Source organism: Polyangium sp. y55x31 (assembly GCF_029946505.1).
Classification (GTDB): Bacteria; Myxococcota_A; Polyangia; order Polyangiales; family Polyangiaceae; genus Polyangium.
Genome location: NZ_JARZHG010000010.1, coordinates 34,593 through 54,382 on the forward strand (window position 1 = coordinate 34,593; position 19,790 = coordinate 54,382).

General features: G+C 70.2%; 14 protein-coding genes. 7 read left to right on the forward strand and 7 right to left on the reverse strand.

The genetic code is table 11. The features are described from left to right. Positions 1-21: 21 nt before the first annotated feature. Positions 22-2,502: a hypothetical protein gene (locus QHF84_RS19330; RefSeq protein WP_281314806.1), complete on the forward strand. Its 2,481-nt coding sequence runs from the start codon at positions 22-24 to the stop codon at positions 2,500-2,502. A 129-nt stretch (positions 2,503-2,631) separates the two neighbouring features. Here the strand turns inward: QHF84_RS19330 and QHF84_RS19335 are convergent, their stop codons facing one another. Both QHF84_RS19335 and QHF84_RS19340 read right to left on the reverse strand, forming a co-directional pair. Next, a complete protein-coding gene (locus QHF84_RS19335) occupies positions 2,632-3,411 on the reverse strand; it encodes a sigma factor-like helix-turn-helix DNA-binding protein (RefSeq protein ID WP_281314807.1) in 780 nt (259 codons plus the stop codon). A gap of 207 nt (positions 3,412-3,618) precedes the next feature. Next, a complete protein-coding gene (locus tag QHF84_RS19340) occupies positions 3,619-4,143 on the reverse strand; it encodes a MerR family transcriptional regulator (RefSeq protein WP_281314808.1) in 525 nt (174 codons plus the stop codon). A gap of 283 nt (positions 4,144-4,426) precedes the next feature. Between QHF84_RS19340 and QHF84_RS19345 the strand changes: the two genes are divergently transcribed. Genes QHF84_RS19345 through QHF84_RS19355 form a run of 3 tightly spaced genes read left to right on the forward strand, consistent with a single transcriptional unit; the run spans position 4,427 to position 8,912 of the window. Next, a complete protein-coding gene (locus tag QHF84_RS19345) occupies positions 4,427-5,278 on the forward strand; it encodes an alpha/beta hydrolase (protein ID WP_281314809.1) in 852 nt (283 codons plus the stop codon). Then, entirely contained in the window at positions 5,275-7,887 is a 2,613-nt protein-coding gene (locus tag QHF84_RS19350; RefSeq protein WP_281314810.1) for an ABC transporter substrate-binding protein, read from the forward strand. Before QHF84_RS19345 ends, QHF84_RS19350 begins: the two co-directional genes overlap by 4 nt. After that, positions 7,884-8,912: an ABC transporter permease gene (locus tag QHF84_RS19355; protein WP_281315014.1), complete on the forward strand. Its 1,029-nt coding sequence runs from the start codon at positions 7,884-7,886 to the stop codon at positions 8,910-8,912. The genes QHF84_RS19350 and QHF84_RS19355 overlap by 4 nt, the downstream gene beginning before the upstream one ends. Here the strand turns inward: QHF84_RS19355 and QHF84_RS19360 are convergent, their stop codons facing one another. The 3 genes from QHF84_RS19360 to QHF84_RS19370 all read right to left on the reverse strand — a co-directional run bounded on the left by QHF84_RS19360 (position 8,913) and on the right by QHF84_RS19370 (position 14,682). Then, positions 8,913-11,486, reverse strand: coding sequence for a response regulator (locus tag QHF84_RS19360; protein WP_281314811.1), 2,574 nt, complete (start codon positions 11,484-11,486; stop codon positions 8,913-8,915). It abuts the gene before it with no gap. A gap of 113 nt (positions 11,487-11,599) precedes the next feature. Then, positions 11,600-13,162: a serine/threonine-protein kinase gene (locus tag QHF84_RS19365; protein WP_281314812.1), complete on the reverse strand. Its 1,563-nt coding sequence runs from the start codon at positions 13,160-13,162 to the stop codon at positions 11,600-11,602. A gap of 287 nt (positions 13,163-13,449) precedes the next feature. Then, the gene (locus QHF84_RS19370) at positions 13,450-14,682 is read right to left on the reverse strand and encodes an SPFH domain-containing protein (protein WP_281314813.1); all 1,233 of its coding nucleotides are present in this window, start codon (positions 14,680-14,682) and stop codon (positions 13,450-13,452) included. Between the two features lie 100 nt (positions 14,683-14,782). Between QHF84_RS19370 and QHF84_RS19375 the strand changes: the two genes are divergently transcribed. The 3 genes from QHF84_RS19375 to QHF84_RS19385 are packed head-to-tail and all read left to right on the forward strand — an operon-like array spanning position 14,783 to position 17,114. Beyond that, positions 14,783-15,901, forward strand: coding sequence for a hypothetical protein (locus QHF84_RS19375; RefSeq protein ID WP_281314814.1), 1,119 nt, complete (start codon positions 14,783-14,785; stop codon positions 15,899-15,901). Between the two features lie 20 nt (positions 15,902-15,921). Then, complete coding sequence (gene nikR / locus QHF84_RS19380; RefSeq protein WP_281314815.1) at positions 15,922-16,398, forward strand: nickel-responsive transcriptional regulator NikR; 477 nt, start codon at positions 15,922-15,924, stop codon at positions 16,396-16,398. Then, positions 16,395-17,114, forward strand: a complete 720-nt coding sequence (locus QHF84_RS19385) for an SDR family oxidoreductase (protein WP_281314816.1) — start codon at positions 16,395-16,397, stop codon at positions 17,112-17,114. The genes nikR and QHF84_RS19385 overlap by 4 nt, the downstream gene beginning before the upstream one ends. A 4-nt stretch (positions 17,115-17,118) precedes the next feature. Here QHF84_RS19385 and QHF84_RS19390 read toward each other — a convergent pair whose 3' ends face one another. Both QHF84_RS19390 and argS read right to left on the reverse strand, forming a co-directional pair. After that, positions 17,119-17,952 (reverse strand): SPOR domain-containing protein, encoded by an 834-nt coding sequence (locus QHF84_RS19390; RefSeq protein WP_281314817.1) that lies wholly within the window; start codon positions 17,950-17,952, stop codon positions 17,119-17,121. Then, entirely contained in the window at positions 17,949-19,763 is a 1,815-nt protein-coding gene (argS, locus tag QHF84_RS19395) for an arginine--tRNA ligase (RefSeq protein WP_281314818.1), read from the reverse strand. Before argS ends, QHF84_RS19390 begins: the two co-directional genes overlap by 4 nt. Positions 19,764-19,790 lie beyond the last annotated feature (27 nt).

Sequence of the window (19,790 nt, forward strand, 5' to 3'; positions counted from 1 at the left end):
AGCTCGCGCCTCGCACCGGCCATGAAGACGACGCCCGAGACCCCGCCCGAGACCACCCCGCGGCGGCCTCCGTCGCGAACGTTCGTGTGCGCTGCCGCGCTCGCCGCGCCCCTCGTGCTCACCTCTTGCAGCGGCGCGAATCACCCCCCCACGCGTGGTGGTCCTTCGGTGCTCGCCACGCCCGGGGGCGCGCCGATCGCCGGGATCGAGGTCCACGCGCTCGACGAACGCCCGCGCCTCACGCTCGTCAACCGCGACGGTGATCCCGCGCCCGCCATCGCCGTCGCGTTCGCCACGGATCCGGGCCCGGCCACGGCCGCGGCGCTCTCTGCGCTCGTCGAAGCGCGCCTCGCGACCGCGGGGTTCGAGACGCGCGTGCACGCCGATCGCACCGGCTTTCGCGTCGAGTGGCTCGTCGACAACACCACGCGCATCGCGCCCTTCTTCGCCGCGCTCGTTCGCTCGATGCGAGATCCCGTCGTCGCGAACGGCCCCGAGACGCCGCTCGTCACGCGCCGCCTTTTGGCCTTGCGAAAGACGCCGCTCGATGCGCCCGAGCTCGCGCCGATCGCGGCATGCACCGGGCGCCTCGGTCTCTCGCCGAGCGAACCCGCGCCCGATCCCGCCGCGCCCACGTTCGCCGGCGAGCTCGAAGGACAACGCCGCGAAGGCCTCCACGCGGGCCGCGCCTCCATCGCCGCCGTCGGCCCCGCGTCGTTCGGCGCGCTCGTCGCGAAGGCGCTCGAAGCAAGCGAAGGCTGGCCCGTCGGCGAACCCGCCGCCGATCCCTTCCCGACTGCGGACACCGTCGCGAGTTACGTCGCGCCGCCGCAAAGCGCGCCGCGCGGACAGGTCACGCTCGCCGTTCGGCTCGGGGATGCTCTCGGCGCGGTCGCCACTGCGGAGCGACTTGCGGCTCCGGGCTCGCCGCTCCATGCGCGGCTCGGAAGCTTGCCCGAAGCTTTCCACGCCGTGGAGGTCGTCGGCGTCGCGCGCGCCCGCGGCGGCTGCGTGAGCGTCACCATCGAGCCCGAGACGCGCATCGATGCGGCTTCGCTCGAGCGTGCTGCCGCGCGCGCGGCTGCCATCACGCGTCACGAGATCCGCCTCGAAAGCGCGGCTCCTGCGAACGCCGCTGTCGCGATGCGCCAGATCCTCTCCGCGGCCGACCCGCGCGACGCTGCATCCCGCGCTGCCTGGTGGGATCTCACGACGCCTGTTCCCAACGCGCCTCCACGCCTCGCCGTCGCGCTCGCTTTACCGCCGCGCGCCACACCCGCGCCTGGTTCGTCTGGACGCACCTTCGCGGCCGAGCTCGACAGCGCTTGGACCAAAACGAACGAGCCCGCCGTCGAGCGTCGTGCTTCCGTCGAGCGTGGCCAGGGTGAGCTTTGGGCCCTCGTCGCGAGCCCTTGTGGCGTCGTCGACGAAGGCGCGACCGACGCGGGCGCGACGGCCCTTGCGATGCTCGCGGCTGCGGCTTCGCGTGATCCGAACGCAGGTGTCGCCCTCGAACCGTGGGTCGGACCGGATGGCGTCGGCCTCGTCGCGCATGCCGCGCCGCGTGACGAACACGAGACACCCGTCGAGCTTGCGCGACGTGTCGGCGATGCGGCGGCGCGTGCTTTGTCGCCGGTCGCGCTCACGCCGATCGCGCTCACCGAAGCGCGCACCTCGGCGCTCGCGCACATCGAGCGCACGACCGGGCGCGGCGGCGTCGCCTTCGAGACGCTCGCGTCTGCGCTCGTGCCCGAACATCCCTCGTGGCTCGATCCGCTCGGCGTCTACACGCGTGTCTCCGGCGCGGGCCTCGAAGGCACGCGCCTTCGCTTGCGCACGCTGCTCGAAGGACCGCTCCGGCTCGCGGTGCTCGCGAATGCGGATGCCGCGCAAGCTGCGGAGGTCGCGCAGGCGGTCGATCGATGGCTCGTTCCGCGCTCACAGGCGCGCAGTTGTCCGACCCCGACGCGCGGCGCGCCTCGCACGGGTCCGCTCACGGCGCGCCTCGCGCGTGATGCTGGCCTCGCACAGGCGCTCGTCGCGGCGCCCATGCCGGCCGTCTCTGCGTCTGGACACGACCTCGCGCTCTTCGTGGCGCTCGCGCTCGGCGGTGAAGGGGGCCTGCTCGAGGCTGCGCTCCCGCCTTCGAACGGCGTCCGCGCGACGGCGCGCATCGTCGGCACCCATCAGGCTGCCGCGCTCGTCATCGACGTCCGCGCGCCTTCGGATCTGCTCGCATCGGCGGTGAACGACGTCCGCGCGCTCCTTGGCCGGCTCTCGCGCTCGGGCCTTGGTGCGCCGGAGTTCAGCCGAGCTGCGGCGCTTGCGTCGCGACGTGACACCGAGTCACGCGCCGACCCGCGCCGCCGCCTCATTCAACTCTGGTCTGGCCGTCCCCAAACGCCCCGCGAAACGCCCACGCCGCAGGCGCTCGCCGCGTTCCTCGCGACGTCCCTTGCCGAAAACGCGCTCCTCGTCGTCGAGGCGCACCCGGATCCCTGACCTGGTGCATCGACCGCACCGCGGTCGATGCACCAACGGTCCAGCGCTTGCGCTGGTCCCGGGTCCAGGGGCGGACAGCCCCTGGTCGGGCCCGGGGTGAAACCCCGGCGCTACGCCACCGAGCAACTCTCAGAACAGATCGTCCGACTCCTCGAGGAGCTGCGGCTCCTCCGAGTCTGACTTCGCCTCGGCGTCGGCGTCGACGTCGGCGTCATCGTCATCGAAATCGTCGTCGTCGTCCTCGTCGCGCTCTTCCTCGTCGATGTCCTCGTCGTCGCTTTGCGCGAGCACCGGCAGACGGCGCTTACCGACGGGGCCCTCGTCGACGTAGTCGCGCAGCGCCGACATGTCGCGCAGCGCTTGCAGCTTCGCGAGTGCCTTGACCTCGACCTGGCGGATGCGCTCGCGCGTCAGGTTCATGATTGCGCCCACGTCTTCCAGCGTCGTGCCGCCACGATCGGCCACGTCGAGTGCGCAGCTCTCGCTCATTTCCCAGGCTTCGAGGTCCGGGAAGTTCAGCTTGATCGCGCCCGTCCTCGCCGACACGTCGAGGAACAGGTGGTGCTTGCACGACACGTACGGGCACGGCCGCGGACCGTCTGCGCACTCGGCGCGCGTGCGCGGCTTCCAGTAGTCGACCTCGGGATAGAGCATCCGCCCGATCTCGAGCTCGCGCTTGGTCATGCGCTTGACGCTGATCGTGCGTGCGCGGACCTCGCGCTTGCGACGCGATCGCCTTTGCTCGCGCGTGATCGCGGTTGCGGACGTCGCGGGGGCTGCCTTTCGGGCGAGCGCGCCCTCGACGAGGTTCTCGTCGCCGGTCTCCCTCGTCTGCGCCTCGTTCATGCCGTCCGTGTCTCCCTCGAGCTCACTGAAACCGCCGAGCTCGCCATCACCCATCGTTGCCATGCGCTGCCTCCCGCTGGTCCTTCCGTACTGCGCGCGCACGTCCCCCTGCCCGTTCGGAGACCGGTCCGGACGAGTGCAGGGGTCCTGCTCCCTGTGATTACGTTTTCGTCTTCATCGATGGAGGACGGTCCAGCCGTCCTTCATCGACTTGAAATCAGCCCCGAGGCGTCAACCGCGACGCCGCGGAAAAATCTTCTTTTTCGGTCCTCAGGAGCCTGTCGCCGCTGCTCTCCGCGAGAGCCGGGCCTGGGCCATCAAGCGCTCTTCGATTGCCGAGAGCTTGGCCACGAGGTCCTTGGCGAGCCTCTCCGCCATGGAGAGCTCCTGATGTATGGCTCGGTCGCTCGTGTCGCTTCGTCGCTCTTTGGCTGCGTCACGAAGCGCATCGAACACCTTACCGATCGTCCGCTCGAGCTCCTCGATGTCACCCCTCACGAAGAGGAACTCCCGCTGGATCTCCTCGATCGTGTAGTCCTGCGCCATCATCTCTTTGATGCGCTGGATCTGCCTGACCACCGTCGCTGGGTAGAGCCCTTGTGAGCCCTGGTGCTTGCCTTTCTTGCCTACCCGGACGCTCCGGGGGAGGAGGCCGAGCTGTACGTATTTTCGAAGCGTGGCCTCACTGAATTTGATCCCGTGGGCGGCGAAGATGTCGAGGATCTCGGCCGACGTGATGCCTTGTTCGTGTTCGCGTTCGAGACGATCGAGCGCGTCGTCCGAGATCCGCTGCAAGGTTCCCCTCCGCCCCGGTTGGGGCAGCTCCCTAACGACGCTCGTGAATGTATTCCACTCAGTAGAATACAGTCAATCTAACGGATCATGATTATTTCCGGGAGCGCGAAGACCCGGTCCATCCCGCATTTTTCGAAACGGGCTAGGACATTTCTGGTCCGCCCTGGGATCGTTTTTTCTTGACGGTTTTGTGCATCTGAGGATCCCCCCCTGCGCCGTCAATTGGTGCATCTCCCTACACAGCCTGCCCCTTTCCGCACGACTGATAGGCTTGCTCCTTCCCATGGCCGACAAGAACCCCGACCCCCCCGCGCGGGTTTTGCGGGACGTGAACGCCCGCGGCGTCCGCATGCGTGTCCTCGAAGCGGGCGCGGGGCCCGCGCTCTTGCTCGTGCACGGCTTCCTCGTGAGCCACCGCTCTTTCGACGACATCATCGACGCGCTCGCGCCGCGCTTTCACGTCATCGCGCCCGATCTGCCTGGGTTCGGCGAGAGCGAGAAGCCGAGCCCGACGCGATATCCGTACGGCATCGAGGCCTTCGCCGAGTCGATGGCCGATCTCATCGCGGCCTTCGGCGTCGGCCGCGCGTCCGTCATCGGCCACGCGATGGGCGCGGCCGTCGCGCTCACGCTCGCGGCCGAGCATCCCGAGCTCGTGACGCGGCTCGTCGTGGAAGACGCGCTCTGTTACCCGTTCCCGATGAGCTTCCGCGGCCGCTTGCCGTTCCTGCCCGTGATCGGCGGCGCGATCTTCAAGCAGCTCTACGGCCGCAGGGCGTTCCGCTCCTACTTCCGCGAAGAGTTCTTCCGCCCCGGTGTGGCGCTGCCGCACGAGCGCATCGATCAGCACTACGACTTCTTCAACGGCCCCTCCGCGCGCGAAAGCGCGTACGCAGTGCTGCGCTCCATCGTCGACACGCGCCCGGTCGTCGCGCGCATCACGCGCATCACGACGCCCACGCTCGTCGTGTGGGGCCGCGACGATCGCATCTTCCCGGCGGCCTCCGCGCAACGCCTCGCGCGCGAGCTGCCGCAGTCGAAGCTCGCGATCCTCGACGCCGCGCACGCCCCGCACGAGGAGCGCCCGCGCGAGTTCGCCGACCTCGCCGCGCAATTCTTGGAGGGCAAACGGTGAACCTCCGCGAGGCCGCGCGGACCTTCACCAAGAACCCCGCGCAACGTACGGGGTTTTTCCTCGTGCTCGGCCTCGTCGGTTTTTCCCTCCTCGGTCCCCTCCTCATCCCGCACGATCCCAACACGAGTGACTTCTCCCTCGTGCGTGACGCGCTCGGCGCGCCGCCCGGCCCCTCGCGGGCGCACCTCTTCGGCACCGACGCGCTCTACCGCGACGTGCTGGCGCGCCTCGCGCACGGCGGGAGGCTCTCGCTCGGCATCGCGACCCTCGCCACGCTGATCGCCACGCTCGTCGGCACGACCGTCGGCGTGACGGCGGGGTATGCCGCAGACACGCGCGCTGCGGCGATCGACGTCACGCTCATGCGGATCGTCGACGTCCTGCTCGCGCTCCCGTTCCTGCTCACGGTCACGGCGATCGGCGCGTTCGTCGGTCGATCCGACACGCTCACCGTGCTCTGCGTGCTCGGCGTCTCCGGCTGGGGCGGGTTCGCGCGCGTGCTCCGCGCGAAGACGATGCAGATCCGCGCGCTCTCGTTCGTCACGGCCGCGCGCGCGCTCGGCGCGGGGCATGTGCGTATCGTCTTACGCCACGTCCTTCCGAACGCCGCGAGCTCCATCGCCGTGCTCGCCACCACGAGCGTCGGACAGATGATGCTCGCCGAGGCCGTGCTCGGCTACCTCTCGCTCGGCGTGCCTCCACCCGAGGCCACCTGGGGCCGCATGCTGCACGAGGCCGAGCCTTTCGTCGGCACGCGCCTCGGCCTCGTCGCTGCGCCCGCGATCGCCATCCTCCTCTCCGTGCTCGCCTTCGGCCGCGTCGGCGAGGGACTACGCGATGCGTTAGAAGCCCCCTCCGGACAAACCCCTCCGAAGGCGCGCCTGCAAGCCGATCTCCTCCTCGTCGCGGCCGCGCTCCTCCTCGTCGCCGTCCTCCGCCCCGCGCCCGTCGCGCCGCCGATCGCCGCGCATCCGCCCGAGCGCTCGCCCATGCGCGGCGGCACGCTTCGCGTCGCCACCATCGTCAACGTACGCACGCTCGATCCCGCGCTCGCGTACGACGAGGCCGCGACAGCGCTCTCCGACCTCGTCTTCGCGCGCCTCGTGACCTTCGCCGAAGACGGCCGCATCGTCCCCGAGCTCGCGCGCGACCTCCAGGTCGCGGCCGACGGCCGCACGTACACGTTTTTCCTTCGTGACGGCGTCGTCTTCCACGACGGCGCGCTTCTCCGCGCCGCCGACGTCGTGCGCTCCCTCGAACGCACGCTCCATCCGCGCACGCCCTGCCCGGCCGCGAGCCACTACGCGTCCATCCTCGGCTTCTCCGCCTTTCATGCGGGGAAAACGCCGCACCTCGAAGGCGTGCGCGCCACGGGCGACCTCACCGTGGAGATCACGCTCGAGCGCCCCGACCCGACGTTCCTCCCGCTCCTCACGCTCGCGTTCGCCGCGCCCGTGTGCCCGTCGTCCGGCACGACCGTCGATCCCGCTCGTCCGCCGACGCCTTGCGGCGCCGGTCCCTTTCGCGTCGCGTCGTGGGAGCCCGAAGGGCCGATCCGACTCGCGCGGCACGCGGCCTACTTCGAACCCGGCAAACCGTACCTCGACGCGATCGAGTGGCACCTGAGCGAGCGCTCCACGTCGCAGCGCTACAAGTTCGAACGCGGCGCGCTCGACTACACGCGTGACCTCGGCAGCCAGGACGCCGCCCTCTACCGCGCGAGCCCCGCGTGGTCCGGGCAGCACGCGTTCTCGCCTTCCCGCGCGACGAACGCGATCTTCATGAACACCGAGCTCCCACCTTTCGACGTGCGCGCCGTCCGTCGCGCGGTGGCGCTCGCGATCGATCCGAGCGTGCTCGAGAAGGTCCGCAGCGAAGCGCGCGAGACCTCGCGCGTGCTGCCCGAAGGCATCCCGGGGGCCGAAGGCATCCCGCCCATGCGCCGCCACGATCTCGCCGCAGCGCTCGAAGAGATGCGACGCGCCGGCTACGCCTTCGATCCGGCGACGGGCCGCGGCGGCTACCCGCACCCCATCGACTACCTCGCGCCCGCCGACACCTTCGAGCAACAGGCCGCCGAGATCTTCGCGCAGCAGCTCGCGCGAATCGGCCTACGCATCCGACTGCGGCTCACGAGTTACGCGACATACCTCGCGGAGGCCTCGCGCAGACGCACGACGCCCATGGGCTGGGCCGGCTGGAAGGCCGACTTCCCCGATCCCAGTAACTTCTTCGAGCCCACGCTCTCGTCGCGCGCGATCAGCGACGAGCACTCGCAGAACTACGCCTTCTTCGCGCACGAGGAGCTCGACCGCATCCTCGACGCCGCGTCGAGCGAGCGTGATCCCGAAGCGCGACGCCGCCTCTTCGTGCGCGCCGAGGAGATCGTGCGCGACGAGGCTCCGTGGGCGCCGACGTACGCGCCGCGTGTCTTCGAGCTCTGGCAGCCCTACGTCCGCGGCTACGTGCCGCACCCCATCGTCCCGCAGCGCTTCCGCGACACCTGGATCGACACGATCGCGCTCGCCGAAGCGCACACGCAATCGAAGCTCGGCCCCGCGTCGCTCTTGCTCCCCTTCGGTTCACGACGAGGTTCGCCGTGGCGATGAGCCTCGCGCGGATGGCGCGCCGCGTCGGCTGGGCGCTCGTGGTCGTCTACGGCGTGACGATGGTGTCGTTCGTCCTGGTCCACGTGCTCCCGGGCGATCCGGTGCGCATGCTCGTCGGCCCGCAAGCCTCGGCCGCCGACGTCGCGCGCGCGCGCGAGCTCTACGGACACGGCGGCTCGCTCCGCGTGCAGTACGTGCGCTTCATGCGAAGGCTCGTGCACACCGGTACGGGCTCCACCACCGAAGCACGCAAGGAACCCGAGCACCGGAGCTGCGCGGCGATCGGGCCCGTGCACATCGACCTCGGGCACAGCTTTCATTACCGAAGGCCCGTCGTGGATCTCGTGGCCACGAAACTCCCGCGATCCCTCGAGCTCGCGCTCGCCGCGCTCCTCGTGCAGCTCACGCTCGGCCTCGGCCTCGGCATCAGCACGGCCGCGCGCCGCGGCAGCCGATGGGACGAGCTCGGCGCGGGCCTCTCGCTCCTCGGCATCAGCGCGCCCACGTTCCTCACCGGGCTCGCGCTCCAGTACGTGCTCGCGCATCGCCTGGGCCTGCTCCCCTACGACGGGCCCGGAAAAACCCCCGGCGAGCATCTTCTTTCGCTCGTGCTGCCGGCGCTCACGCTCGGCATCTACGGGAGCGCGCTCTATGCGCGCCTCGTCCGCGCCGAGCTCGGCACCGCGCTCGCCGAGGACCACGTGCGCACGGCACTCGCGAAGGGCGCGTCTCGCGCGCGAGCTCTCGTCGTGCATGGCCTGCGCACGACGCTCGTCCCGATCACCACGCTCGCCGCGCTCGATCTCGGCGCGCTCGTGGGCGGCGCCGTCGTGACCGAGCGGCTCTTCCGATGGCCCGGCATGGGGCAGATGGCCGTCGAGTCGCTCCTGAATCGCGACGGGCCCGTCATCGTCGCGACGGTGCTCGTGGCCTCGACGGCCGTCGTGCTCTCGACCTTGCTCGTCGATCTGCTCGCGCCGCTCCTCGATCCGCGGATCGACCGCGCGCCGAAGAACGGCGCGTGATCACATCCCGGCGAGCGCGCGGCACTCGGCGCCGCGCGCCGACTCGGGGCCGGCGATCTCGGCACACTTGCGGAACGCGGACGCGCCGCCGCCCGCCGCGCCGAGCAGGTACCAGGCCTCGGCGCTGCCCGGCGATTGCTGCGTGTACTGCTTCGCGAGCTGCCGCGCCTTGCCCATGTTGCCGGACTCCATCGCCTTCTGGATCCGCACCGGCAGCGGGCCCGAGTCATCGGCGGGCGTGGGCGCGGGCGCAGGCTCCGATGCAGGCGCATCGCCGCCCGACGATTTGCCCGTCGACGCCGGCTGCGAGGTCGGCGCGGACGACGGGACCGCCGTGGGCTCGGCCGTCGGCGTGGTCGTGGGCTCTGCCGTCGGCGTGGTCGTCGGCGTCGGCGCGGGCGCGGGCGCTTGCGTCGTGGCCGCGGGCGCGACCACGTTCGGCGTGGTCGTCGGCGTCGGCGCGGGCGCCGGTGCCGTCGGCAGTGCCGGCGTGTTCGTGCCCTTCGTCTCGGTTCGTCCCGACAACTGCTGCTTGACGATGCCGATGAGCACGAGCGCGGCGAGCACGGCGAGCACCCCGCCGACGATCTTCATCATCCGCGCCTGACGCGCGCGTTGCTCGGGCGACGGGCCGATCGGGAGCACATCACTCGACGGAGGCGGCTCGCTCATGCGCGCCATCTCCGCGCTGGCCGCATCCTCCAGCGGCTCGTCCGACCCTTCCGCGTACGCCTCCTCGGCAGGAGGCGCCGCGCCCTCGTCGCTCGTGTTCTCCTCGGTCGGAGCCGCTTCCGCCGCGTCCGTCGACTCCTCTGCGGCCGCTGCTTCCTCCGCGGCAGGCGCCTCTTCCTGCGTCGCCTCCGCAGCCTCGGCCGGCGCCTCTTCCTCCGCCGCCTCTGCCTGCGCCGGCGCCTCGGCCGCCTCCTCCGTCGCCTCCGCTGCCTGCGGCGCGGCCTCGGGCTCCGGCAGCCGCACGGCCTCACGCTCGGTGGGTTGTGTCGTCTCCGCGGCCTTGAGCGGCTCGGGCGGCGCCTCTTCCGGCGTGGCTTCCGCGGCTGCATCCGCCGCGGGCTCCGGCGCCGACACGGGCGGCGGCGCTGCGCCCGGCGCTCGGCCCGACGCCGTCGTCGGCGGCGCGGTCTCTTCGCCCTCGTCCGCGGCGAGCCGACCCGGCGCGGCGAGCGCACCCTTGCCACCTGCGCGACGCGTGTGCGGCGGCCGCTCCTCCTCGACCACGCGCGTGGACGCGACCGCGACCGTGCTCGCGCCCGGCGTCCCTTGCCGGATCGTCTCCGGCCCGCGTGGTGGATTCAGCCGACTCTCCGGCGCGGGCGAGATCCCGATCGATCGAATCGGGCTCGTCACGCCGCCCCACGCGCGCCCGCGCGAGCTCACCGGCGCTGTCGCCGACAGCATCATCGACGACGCGGCCGGCACGACCGGATCCTCGAAGAGCAAATCCCCCGGCATCGGCGCGATCGGCTCGGCGGGGATGACCGCGCGTTGCGACGACGTCGCGCCGAGCAGCGAACGCGCCATCGCGGTCTGCGGCGCGCCCTCGTCGTGCGCGCCCTCGCCCACCACCGCGTCCTCCGGCGGCGCCGGCGGTACCGAGGGTTCCATGCGCGGAACGAGCAAACCCTCGAAATAAAGCTTCGAGATCGTCGACAACGTCGAGAGATCCTCGAACGGCGACGCGTCGACGACGGCCATCAGATCTCGACGACCGTCGAACAACCGAAGGATCCCGTTCAGCTCGTCGGGGATCTCGTTCAACCGATCGACGAGCTCCTCGGCGTTCACCTCGAACACCGTCGTCAGCGGCGGCAGCGCTTCGAGCAGCCGCCCCCACTCGTCGACGCGCCGCATGCCTTCCATCAAGAGGCCCTGCGTCGAGGTGCCGATCACGTCGACATTGTCGACCTTGCAGAACTCGACCTCGAACGAACCCTCGTTCCAGAGGAGCGCGCGATACACCGCCTCCTCTCCCATGAGCCGCCCGAGCGTCGCGTCGACGACCTTGCCTTCGCGAAAGTAGATGTGCGCGTCGTGCCGCTCGTAGCGGATGTGCACGATGCCGCTCTTGCGGCTGACCTCGAAGGTCTGCAGCAAGTCGACCACGCCCATGTCCGACACGAGGCCGCTGAAGCGCGTGCGACCGCCGGTCTGGTTCTGCTGCTTCGTGGCGATGCCTTCACGCGTGCGCCGCGCGATGAGCAGATTTACGCGCGCGACGAGCTCGCGGACGAAGATCGGCTTCGTCAGGTAGTCTTCGACGCCGAGCTCGAGGCCTCGGATCTTGTCCTCGATCGACTTCTGGCTCGTGAGAAAGACGACCGGGATCGAGGCCCAATCGCGGTTCTCCTTGAGCCGCCGCACGAGCGCGTAGCCGTCCATGTTCGGCAGGCGCGTGTCGGTGAGGATCAGGTCCGGCGGCGAGAGCTCGATCTTCGAGAGGGCATCCGCTCCGTCTTGCGCCGTCGTGACGCTGAAACCGGCCTTTTTGAGGCTTACTTCGAGCACCCGCAGGCTGCGGGCGTCAGCGTCGACCAGGAGGAGCTGTTGTTTTGCCACGAGGGTTTTCCGCCCAGGAAGGATGGCGAGGGCGCGCGTCGGGTGTCAAGTCGGGCCATCCCGGCAGCACGGGCCCGTCATTCGCAAGTGTTCGAGAACGCCGGCGCTCCCCGCTAGCCCCACGGATCCACGACGTCTCCACCACCGCCCGACTTCTTCTTCGTCGTCGTGGTCGGCGGCGCCGTCGGCGTGGTCGCAGGCGCGGTCGCGGTGGGCGGCGAGCCCGTGCTCTTCAACGTGCCGCCGGTCGTCGTGCCAAACGGACGCACCACGGCCGTCTGCGCGCCCGTCGGCGTCGGCGGGACCTGCGCGGTCGGCGTCGGCGGCGTCGGCTCCTCGGTCGTGACCGCGGGCGGCGTCGTCGCCGTGGGCGTCGGCGCAGGCGTCGCGACCGCGGCCGGCGTGGTCGGCGTCGCGGGAACCGTCGCCGTCGGCGTGGCCTGCGTCGTGGGGGCCGTCGCCGTCGCCTGCGTCGTCGGCGTCGGCGGCGGCTGGATCGCGAGATACGCGACCACGCCGAGCGCGATCACCGTGGCCGCGGCGAGCACCACGACGAGCGGACCACGCGCGGCCGACGCGGCAGGCGCCTCGCGTTTTTCCGCGCGCGGCGGGCCGATCGCCTGGCCTTCCTCGCCGAACATGAGATCGCCGCTCTGCGGGATGAGGCCCATCGCCTCTTCGAGCGCCGCCGCGAGCTCCGCCATCGTGGCGAACCGCTCGGCCGGGTTTTTCGCGAGGCAACGGTTGATGATCTCGCCGAGCGGCCCGATCTGCGAGGGATCGGGGACACGTTGCTCGACGGGAACGGCCGCGCCGTGGATGTGCTGATCGAGCACGCCCTTGAAGCTGTCGGCCTCGAAGGGCACGCGGCCGGTCAGGCACTCGTACATGATCACGCCGAGCGCGTAGATGTCGGTGCGGTGATCCACCGGCTGCCCCATCGCTTGCTCGGGGCTCATGTAGTGCGGCGTGCCGAAGATGATGCCCTGGCGCGTGACGCGGCTCGTACCCGCGATCTTCGCCAGGCCGAAATCGAGCAGTTTTACGAACTCGCGATCGCCGCTGCGAACGAGGAAGACGTTGTCGGGCTTGAGATCGCGGTGGATGACGCCCGCCTCGTGCGCCGACGCGAGGCCGAGCGCGCACTGGAGCCCGATCGCCGCCGTGCGATCCGCCGGCAGGATCCGCTCGCTGCGCAGCACGCTCGCGAGGGAGCTTCCCGTGAGCAGCTCCATCACGAAGTACGGGACCTTCGAGCTGAGCGGCGCGCTCTTGTCCGGCACGACCTCGCCGAAGTCGCTCACGGCGACGATGTTCGGATGCCCGATCGCCGCGGCCGCCTTTGCTTCCTGGATGAACCTCGTGACGATCTGCGCGTCGCGCGCGATGTCGGCGCGCAGCACCTTGAGCGCGAACCTACGCCCGAGCGTCGTGTGCCGGACCTCGTACACCGAGCCCGTCCCGCCCTCGCCGAGCACCGACACGACCTCGTAACGGCTGTCGATGATCTGGCCGATGAGCGGATCGGCGTTCGGGTTCCAGTCCGGCGCGTCGATGAGCGCGTCGCCGTCGTACGGGCAGAAGCGCACCTCGCCGGAGAAGCACTTGTCGCAAGCGGGGCAGCGCCGGGCGCGCGCTCGCTTTTGCTTCCCATCGGCCACCGGCGATGCATCCACGGCGGCTCCGTTCGGCTCGCGAGGAGGGGCGGGCGAAGGCGCCTGTGCGTCGTTCCCTATACGGATGGTTCGCGCCACTGAACAACTCTAACCGAGGAACCGGCAGGCCGCGTCCTCAAAATGGTGTCCCGCGCGGGGACAAACCGAAGGCCCCCGCCGCCCTGCCCACGAGCCATCACGGTATCAACGCGCCCGAGGGTCGGGCAACCTTCTCGAAACGTACGAAGCACGAGCGCCCGCGGATCCCGCGAGGCGCCCGTGCCCTCTCGTCGAGGCCGATCGACCGCTCAGATCTCTTCGAGGATCTTCGCCTTGCGCGCGTTGAAGTCCTCGTCGCTGATGAGGCCCTGCTGCTTCAGCGCAGCGAGCTTCTGGAGCCTCGCCTCCACGCTCTGCCCTCCACCCGGCGCCTGCTGCGGCTGCGGGGGCTGCTGCTGGGCGTATTGCGGCTGCTGGAAGTGCGGCTGCATCATGTTCTGCGCCATGCCCATGCCGATCGCGGCCTGCGCGCCGAGCTGCGCGACGCCCGTGTTCCCGCCGCCCTTGGCCATGCCCTCGCCGGCGCCCATCATCGCCTGCCCCGCCGCGTAGTTGTTCCACGCCGGCGAGCCCGCGAGGTGCTGCACGTACCGCGCGTCCTGCTGGAACTTCTGATCGAGCTGGAACTGCTGCGCCCGCGCCGTGTCCGCCGCGATCCCGACGCCGCGACGCGCCTCGGCCCGCGCCTTGTTCGCCTCCGTGAGGCGCTTCTGATCGTCAGCCGCGAAGTTGATGTTGAAGTTGCCGATCTGCAGGATCTTGACCCCGATCTCGTCGAGGTTCGGCGCGCTCTGCTGGATGCGCCCGGCGATCTCCATGCTCATGCCGCCGAGGTTCAGCAGGCTCTTGCCCTGCTGCGCACACATCTGGCCGATGACCGTCTTCACGCTCATGAAGAACAGGCCCTTGATCCAGTTCAGGATCACGTCGTTGTCCTGCGCGCCGGCCGCCTGGCCGTGGTAGCCGATGACGAACCGCACCGGGTCCGTCACGACGAGCGAGAACTCGCCGAAGATGCGCGGCGTGACGAACTCGTAGAGGATCGGATCCTCCATCGACTCGAGCGGGCCGCCGAACGGGACGCTCCGGATCGGCTGCATCTTCACGAAGTAGATCTCCGCGATGAAGACGTCGCCGCCCGTGAAGCTGTTGATGAGGTTGTTCAGGAACGGGATGTTCTGCGTCTGCAGCGTGTGACGCCCCGGCGGCAGGTAACCCATGTACTTGCCGTCCTTGAAGAAGAGCGCGCACTCATCGCTGTCGACGGTGAGCTGCGACCAGAACGGGATGTTCTGATCCGGGTGCTTGTAGACGATGAGGTTTTTGAACCTATCGGGGCGCGCAATCATCATCTCGCGCACGCCACCCTTGACGAAATCCATGATCCCCATGTCGAGCTCCCTGCTCTCCGCCCGCGAGCCGGCGGGACGGACGCCTTGCCACGTCACGCGAAACCCGCTTTCGGCAGGCCCGCTTCCCATGGCTCGAACTTTTCGCCGCGACGGACCGCGACGTCGGTGAGAATAGTGCCGAGCACGGTCTCCAGCAATGGCAAGCCGGCCGGAAGAGCACAGGTCCACCATGATTGCCCCGATCGACATCGGCTCCCTGCCAGGCCCCGCCCAGAAGCTCCTCGACCCGAACGCGCCGCCGAAGCTGCAAGAGCTCGCCGCGCGTGGCGTCGCGCCGGGCCTGAAGCCGGCCGACACGCTCGCCGTCGTCGTGAGCCTCGCGAAGAGCGAGCGCGCCGAGGTCGCCGCGACGGCCCGCACGACGCTCGCCGCCCTGCCCCCGCCGCTCGTCGCCGGCGCGCTCGCAAGCGACCTCCACCCGGCCGTGATCGATGCGCTCGCGAGGGCCTCGGCGGACAAGCTGGACGTCCTCGAGAAGCTCGTCACGATGCCCCGCGTCGATCTGGAGACGATCGAGCACCTCGCGCGGACGGGGACCGAGACCGTGACCGAGCTCGTGGCCACGAACGAGGCGCGCCTGCTCGCACACCCCCGGCTCATCGAGCTGCTCTACATGAACCGGGCGACGCGCATGTCCACGGCCGATCGCATCGTCGACCTCGCGCGCAGAAACGGCCTCGAGCTCTCCGGGATCCCCGCCTTCCGCGAGGCCGCGGCCGCGCTCGAAGGCGAGCTCATCCCCGAGGCCTCGGACGAGCCCACGCCCGACGACGTCCTCTTCGCCGAGACCGCCGCGCTCGCCGACACGCTCGCGTCGCCCGCCCCCGAAGACACCCACGAGGCGAGCGACGAGGGCACCGAGGCCGTAAAGCCGAAGTTCAAGCCGCTCTACAAGCTCATCGCGGACATGAGCATCAGCCAGAAAGTGCGCCGCGCGCAGCTCGGCTCGAAGGAAGAGCGGCTTTTGCTCGTGCGCGACCGCAATCGCCTCGTGGCGAGCGCCGTCGCCCGGAGCCCCATGCTCCAGGAGGACGACGTCAACCTCATCACGAAGAACCGGAACGTCTCCGAAGAGGTGCTGCGGATCCTCGGATCGAATGCCGAGTGGCTGAAGAGTTACACGATCAAGCGCAACCTCGTGGAGAACCCGAAGACGCCCCTCACCATGTCGACGCGCCTGATCCCGCTGCTCCGCGACGCGGACGTCCGTCAGCTCGCCAAGAGCAAGAACGTGACGGCGGCCATTCAAGAGGCCGCGCGCAGGCATCTCGACCGGAAGAAGCAGTGAGCTGATACGGTGTTCGAACGATGAGCGACCTCGTCCGCTTCGGCGTGGCCATGGACCGCGCGCTGCTCACCGAGTTCGATCGGCGCATCGCGGCGCTCGGCTACGAGAACCGCTCCGAAGCCATCCGCGATCTCGTCCGCGCCGATCTCACGCGCGCCGCCTGGGACCGCGGCGCCCTCGTCGTCGCCACGCTCTCCGTCGTCTACAAGCCCCACGTGCGCGCCGAGGTCCTGCGCCTCTCCGAGCCCGAGCCCGGCAGCGCCGATCTCGTCGTCGCGAGCCAGCACGTGCGGATCGATCGCGATCGCTACCTCGACACGATGGTGCTGCGCGGTCACGCAGAGAGCCTCTCCACGCTCGCCGGCAAGATCGCCGGGACGAAAGGCGTGCTCTCCTGCGAGCTCCGCGTCGCCGCCTCCATGGCCGACGAAACGCGCCCGAGCGAGGCCCAAGCTTCCCCTTCCAGAGACAGAGACCGAGACCAGGAGCAGGGATGACGATCCCCCACGATCCGAAGCGTATCCTCGTCGTCGGCGCCACCGGCAGGCTCGGCGTCGCCATCGCCAAGGCCCTCGTGCAGCGCGGCGATCACGTCGCGATCACGGCCCGCAGCCAGGAGCGCCTCGACGCCCTCGCAGGCGAGCTCACGCGCGAGCCCGGCAGCCGACCCACCACCGTCTGCGCCGATCTGCGCGATGCCGACGCGCCCGAGCGCATCGCGAGCCGCGTGCTCGAAGGCGGCCGGCTCGACGGCGTCATCCTCGCCTGCGGCCCCTTCCCGCACACGCCGCTCGAAAAGCTCTCGCGCGGGGACCTCGAAAACACGCTCGCCGTGCACGCGGTCGCGCCGCTCTTGCTCGTGAACGCGCTCTCCGAGGAGCTCACGCGCACCGAGGGCGCGGTCGTCGCGCTCGTCGACGCGGGCGTCACGCGGCCCTTCCCGAACCACGTCGCGTACCTGACCGCGAAGGGCGCGCTGCAAACGGGCCTGCGCGCGCTCGCCGTCGAGCTCGCGCCGCAGGTGCGCGTCAACCTGCTCGCGATCGGCATCGTCGCCGACCCCGAGGCCGACGCCGATCCGACACGCCTGCATCGGCTCGCCGCCCGCTCTCCCCTCGGCCGCTTCGGTACGCCCGCGGAGGTCGTGCACGGCGCGTTGTCGCTGTTCGACGCGACCTGGGCGACGGGCGAGATCTGGGGGATCGGGCGGTAAGCCTTTACTGCGCGGCGCTCTCGTCCGGGAGCTTGCCGGACGCGTCCTTCTTGGGCGGCTCGACGATGAACGTGACGAGCCGCTCCTTCGCCTCGAAATCCTGCCGGTAGATCGTGGCCGAGTGCTTGTACTTGAAGGGGCCGATGCGCACGCGGTACCAGAGGCCGCGGCCCTTCACCATCGCGGGCTCGACGTAGGCGCGGTGGCCACGTCGACGCAGCGCGGCGGCGAACTTGTCGGCCTCTTGCTGCGTCTTGAACGAGCTCACCTGGAGCTGGTACTGCCCCGGCCCGCCGGCCTCCGCGGCCTCGGCGCCGTCTTCCCGCGCCACGTGCTTCGCCATCTGCGTGAGCGTGTCGCGACCCGAGGCCGAGTCCGGCGGCGCTTGCAGGATGTGCTGCGCCGGCAGCGGCGACGGCGGAAGCCTGTCCGCGACCGTCTCCGGCGGCGGCATCGGGAGCGGCTCCGCGGCCGTGGGCTCGGGAGACGGCTTTCCGGCTTGCGGCGAACGCACGGCTTCGAGCGCCGTCGTGTTCTTCGTGTCGGAGAGCATGCCCGGGAAGGTGATCTCGTGGCCGGCGAGATCCGGCTTCTTGTCCACCTTCACACCCGCGGGGTGCGCCTTCGCCACGAGATCGCCGAGCGGATCGACGTTCGTCGGCTTCTCCTTCACGGGCGCGCGGAGCAGCGCGACGGCCGCGAACATGATGCACGCGCCGCCGAGCGAGGCGAGCACGAGCGCTGAGGCGCGCGACGGGCGCGAAGCAGGATCGGCCTCCTGGATGTCCTCCAGGTTCTTGATGGCCCCGCCGTCCCCGATGTCCGAACGTACGGTCATGACGCTTCGGCCTCCTCTTCAGTCTCCGCCGCGGCGGCCTCGCCTTCGAGCTTGTGCATGCGCTCGAGCGCGGTGATGCCCGCGAGCTTGAGCCCCGCGGCGTACACCGTGCGGATCGACTCGATCCAGAGCAGCCGCGCCTCGCTCTTTTGCCGATCCCACTTCTCTTGCCAGCCCGCCTCCGCCATCTGCGCGTCGAGCGGCAGGATCGTGTCGCCGTCCTTCTTGAGCCGCGTGAAGTAGCTCTGGAAGTCCTGCGAGAGCTCCTGCAGGTAGAACAGGATCCGGTGCGGCTCGCGCAGCGCCGCGGCCTCCGAGACGACCGCCGGGAAGCGCCCGAGCCGACCGAGGATCGCGAGCTCGTCCGGGTGCTCGAGGCGCGCCGCGAGCGCGGACGCGTGCCGCGGTACTTGGAGCCCAAACTTCTCCTGGGCGCGGCGCAGGATCGAGCAGAGGCGCGCGTAGCCGTACTGCAGGTAGAAGACGGGGTTATCCATCGAGGCCTTCTTGGCGAGCTCGATGTCGAGATCGATCGTCGTGTCGCTCCGCCGCGCGAGGTAGAAGTAGCGGAGCGCGTCGGCGCCGGCGCCCTTCCTCCGCGCGGCCTCGTCGATCTCGTCGACGACCTCTTCGATCGTGACGAGGTTGCCGAGCCGCTTGCCCATCTTGTAGGGCTTGCCGTCGCGCAGCAGGTTCACGAGCTGGTAGAGCACCACCTCGAAGCGCTCCTTCGGCAGGCCGAGCGCCGCGAGCGCGCCGCGCACACGCGCCGTGTAGCCGTGGTGATCGGCGCCGAGCACGTTCACGAGCCGGTCGTAGCCGCGGTTGATCTTGTCCGCGTGGTACGCGATGTCGCTCGCGAAGTACGTGTAGTACCCGTCGCGCTTCTTCACGACGCGATCCTTGTCGTCGCCCTCGTCGGTGCTCTTGAAGAAGAGCGCCCCTTCGCGCTCTTCGAGGTAGCCGCGCGCATTGAGCTCCGCGAGCGCCGCGCCCACGCGGCCCCACCGGTGCAGGCTCTCCTCGGAGTACCAGCCGTCGAACTGGATGCGCAGCGACGCGAGCGTCTTCTTGATGCCCGGCAGCGCCTTCGAGCCCGGCACGCCGTCGAGCATGCGCGTCACGCACACGCGCGCGAGCTCGTCGACCTTGTCGTCGGCGATGAGCTCGGGGTTCGTCTTTTGCAGCCAGGCGACGAGATCCTCGAGGTAGTCGTTCTTGCCGTAGCCGCCCTCGGGCGGCTCGCGGCCGAGCGCCACGGCGAGCACGCTCGCCGCGAGCAGCCGGATCTGGTTGCCGAAGTCGTTGATGTAGTACTCGCGCGTGACGCGGTGCCCCACGGACTCCAGGAGCGTCGCCACCGCGTCGCCGAGGATCGCACCGCGGCCGTGCGAGATGAGCAGCGGTCCCGTCGGGTTTGCGCTGACGAACTCGACGAGCACGCGCTCGCCGAGCCCCGCGGGCCCTCGCCCGAAGGCCGGCCCCGCGGCGAGCACGTCGCCGAGCACGCGCTGGTAGATCGCCGGCGCGAGGCGCAAGTTCAGAAAGCCCGGCCCGGCGATCTCCACCGCGCGGATGTCGGGCTCTTTGCCGAGACGCTCGGCGAGCAGCGTCGCGATCTCCCGAGGCGGCTTCTTGGCCGCCTTCTGGATCGCGAGGGCCGCGTTCGTCGCCAGATCGCCGTGCTCGGGGCGCTTCGGGCGCTCCACGGAGAACGTTGCCGACGTAACTTCCGACGGCAGGACCCCACTCCCCGCCAGATCGGTGAGTGCACCCACCACCAGATTCCGAACTTGCTCTTCGACGCCCATCGTACGGGCGGATTAGTACCCCGAGGC